This is a genomic window from Tautonia sociabilis (genome assembly GCF_003977685.1).
Classification (GTDB): Bacteria; Planctomycetota; Planctomycetia; order Isosphaerales; family Isosphaeraceae; genus Tautonia; species Tautonia sociabilis.
Genome location: NZ_RYZH01000072.1, coordinates 19,459 through 27,252, shown reverse-complemented (window position 1 = coordinate 27,252; position 7,794 = coordinate 19,459). Strand labels below are relative to the sequence as shown.

At 73.2% G+C, this 7,794-nt stretch carries 5 protein-coding genes; 2 read left to right on the top strand and 3 right to left on the bottom strand.

Annotated elements, in window-relative coordinates:
* Window positions 1-1,524 (bottom strand): hypothetical protein (locus TsocGM_RS23610; protein WP_126727925.1); only part of this gene is annotated, 1,524 nt, incomplete at its 3' end.
* 237 nt (window positions 1,525-1,761) lie between these two features.
* On the bottom strand, window positions 1,762-2,295 hold the full coding sequence (locus TsocGM_RS23605; protein ID WP_126727924.1) for a cyclic nucleotide-binding domain-containing protein: 534 nt from the start codon (window positions 2,293-2,295) through the stop codon (window positions 1,762-1,764).
* 346 nt (window positions 2,296-2,641) lie between these two features.
* On the opposite strand from TsocGM_RS23605, the gene TsocGM_RS23600 reads away from it, so the two are divergent.
* On the top strand, window positions 2,642-3,925 hold the full coding sequence (locus tag TsocGM_RS23600; protein WP_126727923.1) for a hypothetical protein: 1,284 nt from the start codon (window positions 2,642-2,644) through the stop codon (window positions 3,923-3,925).
* A 217-nt stretch (window positions 3,926-4,142) separates the two neighbouring features.
* On the opposite strand, the gene TsocGM_RS23595 is transcribed toward TsocGM_RS23600, so the two are convergent.
* Window positions 4,143-5,321: a DegT/DnrJ/EryC1/StrS family aminotransferase gene (locus TsocGM_RS23595; RefSeq protein ID WP_126727922.1), complete on the bottom strand. Its 1,179-nt coding sequence runs from the start codon at window positions 5,319-5,321 to the stop codon at window positions 4,143-4,145.
* 380 nt (window positions 5,322-5,701) lie between these two features.
* Between TsocGM_RS23595 and TsocGM_RS23590 the strand changes: the two genes are divergently transcribed.
* Window positions 5,702-7,552, top strand: a complete 1,851-nt coding sequence (locus TsocGM_RS23590; protein ID WP_233579148.1) for a chloride channel protein — start codon at window positions 5,702-5,704, stop codon at window positions 7,550-7,552.
* The last annotated feature ends 242 nt before the right edge of the window (window positions 7,553-7,794 follow it).

The following is a 7,794-nucleotide window of genomic DNA, read 5'->3' as shown; positions in this document are numbered from 1 at the left end:
GGGGGGGGGGGGAGGGCGGTCGAGGCCGGGGCGGACGGCCAGGCGGCCGAGGGGGAGCAGCGGGTAGAAGTCGGTCCAGGGGCCGTCGCCGGCGGGGACGATGCCTCGGACGAGCATGCGGTAGTGGCCTCGGGGGAGCTTGGGGGTGGTGAGGGTCCAGGAGCCGTCGGGGGAGACGGTGGCTTCGTCGAGCAGGAGGAAGGGGCCGCCGGGGACGGTCTGGGAGAGCAGGCGGACCCGGCCGCCGGGGGCGGCGGTGCCGGTGTAGGAGGCGGAGGCCAGGGCGGTTCGGGTGAGGTCGCCGGTGGTCCGGTCGCCGGGGGAGACGACGAGGCGGCCGGTCATCGCGGTCGGGTTCACGAAGGTGCCGCCGTCGGCGAGGGTGGGGACGACGTTCTTGAAGTACCAGGTCTGCACGCCGGTGGGGCCGGTGTGGGTCATGCCGGGGCCGGTCAGGTCGCTGTAGCGGGCGCGGCCGACGACCGGGGCCTGGCCCCAGAGGTTGTGGCTCCAGGGCAGGCCGTCGAGCTCGGCCGGGGTGTGCTGGTAGTAAACCTCGGCCTCGTCGACGAACAGGGGGATGGTCACGAACGGGTCGTCGGCCAGCCACTGGTAGGCGGAGGCGGCCTGGCGGGCGAGCCAGCCCTCGAGGTCGGCGGTGAAGCTGGCCTGCCCGGGGGCGCCGTTCTTGGCGGCGTGGGGGTCGAGCAGGGTGGCCCGGGTGTAGCCGGCGGCGAGCTGGGGGGTGCTCAGGCGCTCCAGGGCCAGCAGGGCGGCGCTGTTGACGACGTTCCCCTGGCTGTGGCCGATCAGGTGGAGGTCGACCGGCTCGTCCCAGGGGAACAGCTGCGCGGTGTGCAGCAGGATGTTCGCCAGGCGGGCCCCCTGCTTGGGGGCGGCGCCGGGGGTGGAGCTCTCGCCGGCCCAGGTGTAGGTGATGACGGCGTCGTAGCCGAGGTCGCGGAGGGAGTCGCTGAGGATGGCGGCCCACTCGGGGGGGAAGGAGGAGCCCTGGAGGCCGCCGTGGGTGACGACGCCGATGATGTGCTTGCGGAAGCCGGCGACGTTGTCGGCTCGGCTCTCCTCGGGCTCGCCGAGGGCGTTGTCGGGGTCGGCGACGGCGAGCACGAAGGGGCGATTCGGCGTGGGCTTCAGGCCGTCGGGGGCGACCACGGTGGTCGAGCCGAGCACGGCGGGACGGCCGTCCCCCTGAACGACGACCCGAGTGGTGCCGACGAGGCGGTCGAGGTCGGGGTCGAAGCGGTCGTCGGCCGATCGGTAGAGGTGCACGTCGAATTCGGCACGATCGCCGTCGGCCAGGCCGACGACCTGGAAGGAAACGGAAACGGCGTGAGAGTCGGCCGTGGAGGCGGCGTCGAGCGCCACGGCGACCGGGGCCGCTCCCGAGGCGCGGAGGGTCCGGGCTTCGAGGAGATCGAGGGGGGCTCGGCGCCACCGGCGGGGCCGCCATCGCCCCGATCGGGGGCGGGAGGCCCGGCGGGCGATCCATCGATCGAGGCGCATGCGCGTCATCCTCCGCGCGTCTGGTTCGCCCCCTCCGGCGGGGGCGACGGTCCCGATGGTAGGGGATCGGGCGGTCCCGAGAGGGCCGGCCAGCCGATTCGTCCCGGATTCTCTCGCCGGCCGGGGCGACCGGCGCGATCCGCAAGGTCGGCCGGGGTTATCCTAGCCGAACCGACGCGATCGGTCGGCCCGGGGTTCGGGCCGGTCGGGGACGATCCGGCGCAAGAGCTTGGGGGATCAGAGCTTCGATTCGCCGAAGAGTCGGGCGCGGAAGCGGTCCCACTCGGTGGCCTCGGTCTGGGGGTCGGGCTGTCGGGCGAGGATGTCGGCGATGCGCTGGTCGATCAGCTCGAAGTGGCTGGCGAGGACTCGGATGGCGGCGGTGGCGAGCTGCTCGGAGGTGCGGGGATCGACGCGGCGGAGGACCTCGTGGGCGTCGCGTTCGAGGATGAGCAGGCGGAGGTCCGTGAGGGCGACGACGCTGACGAGCTGCGGCCGGCGCTGGAAGTAGGCGACCTCGCCGAAGGCGGTGGGGGCGTGGAGTTCGAGGATGGGCTCGGGCCGGCCGTCGGCGTCGTTGCGGAGGACGGAGACGGCCCCCTCGATGAGGAAGTGGATGCGGTCGTTCGGCTCTCCCTGGCGGAGGAGCACCTCGCCGGCCCGGGCGCGGTGCTCGGCCAGGACCTGGAGCAATTCCTCCCGGGCCGAGGCGTCGAGGTCGGCGAGGAAGGGGGCGACAAGGAAGCGCTCGGCGGCGTCGTTGGAGACCATCCGACCCAACTCCCGTAGGGGGACTGCGACTCGGCGGCCCCGATCCTCCCTCCGGAGGCCGGCCCGTTCGCCCGGTTCGGGGCCAGGGGCAAGGTCCATCGTACCCGTTGGGCGACCGGGATGCTCGGGAGGGTCGCGGCGGATTTCTCGGAGGGGGAGGGGGGACGGGCGGGTTCGGGTCCTGACGGCCGGGGGGGTCGTAGCCGGGGCCGGAGCGGGAGGGAGCCCGGATCGGCGATCGGGGGGACGGGGGTTCGCCGATGGAGAAGCCTGGCCCGGCTCGGTCGGGGACGACCCGACGGCCAGGGGCAGGATGCCGGATGCCGGGACGGCGGAGGGAGTCGCCATGGGTCGGGGTCGATCGTTCGCCCTCTGGGCCTCGTGCCTGATCGTGCTCGCCTCCGGTTGCGCCGGCCCGGGCCGCCGGGCGGGGCTCTCCGGCGGCGCCGGGCTCTCGGCGATGCCGAGGCTGATGCGGCCGGCCGATCCGATCGCCCGGCTCGCCCCGGCCCGGATCTCGGTCGATCCGGTCGGCGCCCCCGGCTCGTACACCCCAGCGAGGCCGCACCTGGCAGGCTCGCGCGGGGTGGGCATCGGGAGGCTCACCGTCGGCGGCGGGGAGCTGGCCGGTCGGGAAGCACTCGCCTCCCGGTCCCCGACCTCGACCCGGACCCCGACCCCGACCCCAACGCCGGGCCCCCGGGGAGAGCGGCCGAGCGTCGCCCCCGAGTCGATGGCCGCCGGAACCCCGGGCCCTCGGGGGGAACGCGCGATCGGGGAGGGATCGCCGGTCGTGGAGGTGCTGGACAACGGCTGGCCCGTGGTGCCGGGGTCCAGCGCCGCCGCCGGCTCGGGAGCGGCGGCGATCCGGCTCGCCGACTCGGGAGAAGCGGCGGGATCGGGGCCGGGGCCGGGGCTGGGACTGGGACCGGCATCGGCATCGGCATCAGGGTCGGCGTCGGCGTCGGAACCCGCCGGAGTCGGGGCCATGACCCGAGGGGAGGCTCCTAGACCGGAGCCGGAGTCTGCGTCGGAATCGGCGCCGATCCTGGCGGCGGGGATCGACCTGGAGACCTATGCGGCGCCAGCGATGGGAGCGGACCCCGAGGCGAGGCAGGTTTCGATCCGGAGGCCGATCGCCCTGCTGAGCAACGTGCTGGCGACGGCGATGGGGGAGCAGCGGTCGGCTCCGGAGCCGCGAGCGGAGGACGGGGAGGCCGATCAGGGGGTCGCTTCGGACGACCGGGAGCCGGTCGCGATGGAGGGGGGAGCGGAAGCGTTCGGGCCTCCCGCGCTGCCTTCCTTCCCCCTGCCGGCCCGGGACGAGGTGAGGCCGGCGGTTTCGGATCCGGAGCCGGAGGCCACCGAGGAGGCCGCGTCGTTCGAGGACGGACGCGGTGGGGCCGCCGAGGAGTCCTCTCCCTTCGAGGACGATCGGGGGAGCTTCGGGGTCGTGTCTCGGCTGAGGCAGCTCGGGCGCCGGGTCGTGCCCGGTCGGCTCCGGGGAGGTTCCGGGGAGGAGCCGGCTCCCGGACTGAGGCGGGAGCTGCCGACACTCCGGCAACTGGGCCGACGTCCCCTGCCCCGGCTGGGGCGGGAGGATGTCGGCTGGCTGGGCCCGGGGGCGTAAGCGACCGCGACTCCGGGAGGGAGGGACGGGCGATCCTCCCTCTGGCCGGAGCTCGAGGAGGCCGGATCGAGGGGCCAAGGCGGCCGGGGACGCGTTTCCCCCGGCCCGCTCGGCCTCGATCCGTTGGTCCTCGAAGACGCCCGGGAGAACCGCGTCGGGCGATCCCGAGGGCTGGGCGTTCTGTCCTCGGGGTCCTGACGGCGTCGTCCCGACCGGATCAGGCGGCGTGCTCTCGGCGGGAGGGGAGGAGGTTCCGGCCCCGGTAGAAGTGGGCGAGCAGGTCGACGACGCGGCGGATGGCGTCGGCGGAGAGCTCCGGATACATGGGGAGGGCGATCGTCTCCCGGGCGGCGCGCTCGGAGACGGGGAAGTCGCCGGGCTGGTAGCCGAGCGAGGAGAAGCACTCCTGCAAGTGCAGGGGGATGGGGTAGTAGATCTCGGTGCCGACCTTCTCCTCGGTGAACATGGCCCGGATCGGGTCTCGGAGGGCGGGATCGACCCGGATGACGAACTGGTTGTAGACGTGGATCCGGCGGGGGAGCTCCGTCGGCAGGGTGACAAGGGCTCCCAAGCCGGCGGCCTCGAAGTGGTCTCGGTACGATTCGGCCACGGCGCGCCGGGCGGCGGTCCAGGAGTCGAGGTGACGAAGCTTGACGCGGAGCACCGCGGCCTGGAAGGCGTCGAGCCGGGAGTTCAGGCCGACCTCGGCGTGATAGTACTTGGGCTCCATCCCGTGGACACGGAGCCGGGCCAGCCGCGAGGCGAACTCGGGGTCGTCCGTGGTGATCATGCCGCCGTCGCCGAAGCCGCCGAGGTTCTTCGACGGGTAGAAGCTGAAGGCGGCGGCGTGGCCGAGCACGCCGGCCCGCTTCCCCTTGTAGCCGGCGCCAATGGCCTGGGCGGCGTCCTCCAAGACCTTCAGGCCGTGCTCGGCGGCGACGGCGTTGATGGGGTCCATGTCGGCCGCCTGGCCGTAGAGGTGGACCGGGATGATGGCCCGCGTGCGGGGGGTGATCGCCTCGGCGAGCCGAGAGGGGTCGAGGTTGTAGCTGACCGGGTCGATGTCGACGAAGACCGGCTTGGCCCCGAGCCGCCAGATGACCCCGGCGGTGGCGAAGAAGGTGAACGGGGTGGTGATGACCTCGTCTCCGGGGCCAATGCCCCAGGCCATCAGGGGGAGCAGCAGGGCATCGGTGCCCGAGGCGCAGCCAACGGCGTGCCTGGCGCCGCAGTAGGAGGCCAGCTCCGCCTCCAGGCCGGCGACGTTCGGGCCGAGCACGAACTGCTGGCTCTCCATCAGCTCCAGAACGATCGGCTCGACCTCGTCTCGGATCGCCCGGTACTGGGCCTTCAGGTCGAGCGCCGGCACGCTCGGGGACTCGGCGGGACGGTTCATCGTCGTTCGACTCCTTCGGCGCCCGAGGCGTCGGGCCCGGGCTCCCCATCCTTGGGGATCGCTCGGGAGGGCACGCTATCTCGGGAGGTCGGCACCGTCAAGGCGACTCGAGGGGGATCGGTCCGGCTCGGCGGGCAGGCTCCCGGCGGTCGCCGCGCAATCGACGGATCGCGGGGGAACCATTAGGATGGGGAAGCGACCCCCGACCGGGGCCGGGCGCCCGGGAGCGTCGCGGCCGGGGCCCCAGGACGGGGGGGATCGCTCGGGGGCCCTCTGGCCATCGCCGGGAGGGCCCCGCGCCCAACGACCGCCTGATGGATCGAGAATGGCCGATGCCCGATTCTGAACCATCGAGTCCGAGCCCGGCGCGAGCCGGCCGCGTGATCGTCCGGCTGATGGACCACCTGACGACCCGGTGGGCGACGCCGGGCTCGGGGCGGGTGGCGGTCTGCAGCCCGCTGGTGGGGCTGGTCTCCGGGCTGGGGGCGGTGGCCTTCCTGGTGCTGCTGGACCTGGTGATCCATGGCGTGCTGGGAGAGTGGCTCGGCCTGGTGCCGCCGCCGACGGGGGAGGCAACCCCCCACCCGATCTCCTACCCGAAGACCTGGTGGCTGGTGCCGCTGGTGCCGGCGATCGGCGGCCTGATCTCCGGGTTCCTGGTGTTCACCTGGGCCCCCGAGGCCGAGGGGCACGGCACCGACGCCCTGATCCGGGCCTTCCACCGGGGAGGCGGCCAGATCCGAGCAAGAGTGCCGTTGATCAAGGGCGTGGCCTCGGTCATCACGATCGGCACCGGGGGCTCGGCCGGCTCGGAGGGGCCGATCGCCCAGGTCGGGGCCGGCTTCGGGTCGTTCCTGGCAAGGCTCCTGCGGCTGACCCCCGACGAACGCCGGCTGCTGATGCTCGCCGGGGCCGCGGGGGGAATCGGCGCGATCTTCCGGGCGCCGCTGGGGGGCGCCCTGTTCGCGTGCGAGGTGCTGTACATGACGGCGGCGATGGAGTCGGCCGCGTTGCTGCCGTGCCTGGCCAGCGCGATCGTGGCGTACTCGACCTTCGCGCTGTTCATCACCCCGAGGCCAATCTTCATCGTCCCCGCGCTGGAGTTCCACGGCCTGCCGGAGCTGCCCCTGTTCGCCTTGCTGGGGATCGCCTGCGCCGGCGTGGGCTGGCTGTACGTGCGCGTCTTCTACGGGATGCGGGACCACCTCTTCCGCCCGCTGCCGCTGCCCAGGCACCTGAAGCCGGCCGTGGGAGGCCTGCTGCTGGGACTGCTGGCGGTGGCCTTCCCCCAGCTCTTGACCGGCGGCTACGGCTGGGTGCAGTGGGGGGCGATCGGCCTGCCGCCGTCGCTGACGCTGCCGGGGCAGTCGGCCTTCGAGCCCGGCATGGGCGTGGCGATGCTGCTGAGCCTGGCGCTGCTGAAAACCGTGGCCACGGGCCTGACCATCAGCTCCGGCGGCAGCGGCGGCGTGTTCGGGCCGTCGATCTTCATCGGCGGGATGCTCGGCGGGGCGGTCGGCCAGTTGCTCGGGGCGGCGCTGCCGGGGCTGGACCTGAACCCGGCGGCCTTCGCCCTGGTGGGCATGGGAGGGTTCTTCGCCGGGGTGTCCAAGACGCCGCTGTCGTCGATCGTGATGGTCTGCGAGATGAGCGGATCCTACAGCCTGCTGGTCCCCTTGATGCTCGTCTGCGGCCTGAACGTCGGGCTCTCCCGGCGATGGACGATCTACGAGGAGCAGGTGGCCTCTCCCGTGGACAGCCCGGCGCACCAGGGAGACTTCGTCGTCGACGTGCTGGAGCGCCTCCGCGTCGACCAGGTGCGGGTGCGTACCGAGGGGCTGGAGGTGGTGCCCGCCGCCACCCCCTTCAGCCAGGTCGTCCGCCGGGTGGCTCGATCCACCGAGACGCTCTTTCCCGTGGTCAACGAGGAGGGCCTGCTCACCGGCATCTTCTCCCTGCGGGATGTCCGCCTGGCGCTGCTCGGCACGGCGAACCTCGGCGAACTGGTCATCGCCGACGACATCGCCCGCCCTCCGCTGACCGTCACCCCCGAGGACGACCTGCACACGGCCCTGAAACGCATGACCGAGCTGAACGTCGACGAGCTGCCGGTCGTCCCCGCCGACGGCCCAACCCGCCTGATCGGCCTGCTCGGCCGCAAGGACCTGGTCAAGGCCTACTCGGCCCAGATCGAGGCCCTCCGCTCCCCCTCCGAACCCGCCGCCGCCTGACGACCTTCGGCCAGAGGCGATGGTTTGGGTGCCGAGGGTTCCGTCCTCGCCGGCGTGGCTGGGGTCGTGCCGCCCCCCATGCCGGCGGAAGCCGGCTCATGGGATCCCATGGTCGCTCGAGGCCCGATCCGCATGGCCTGGCCCTCCGATCGGCACGAGTTCCGAAGACGGAACCCGTGGCACCCAAACCCCGATGTGAGAGCGGTTAGGCGAAGATGTCTCTCGGAAAGGCGTTGTGTTTG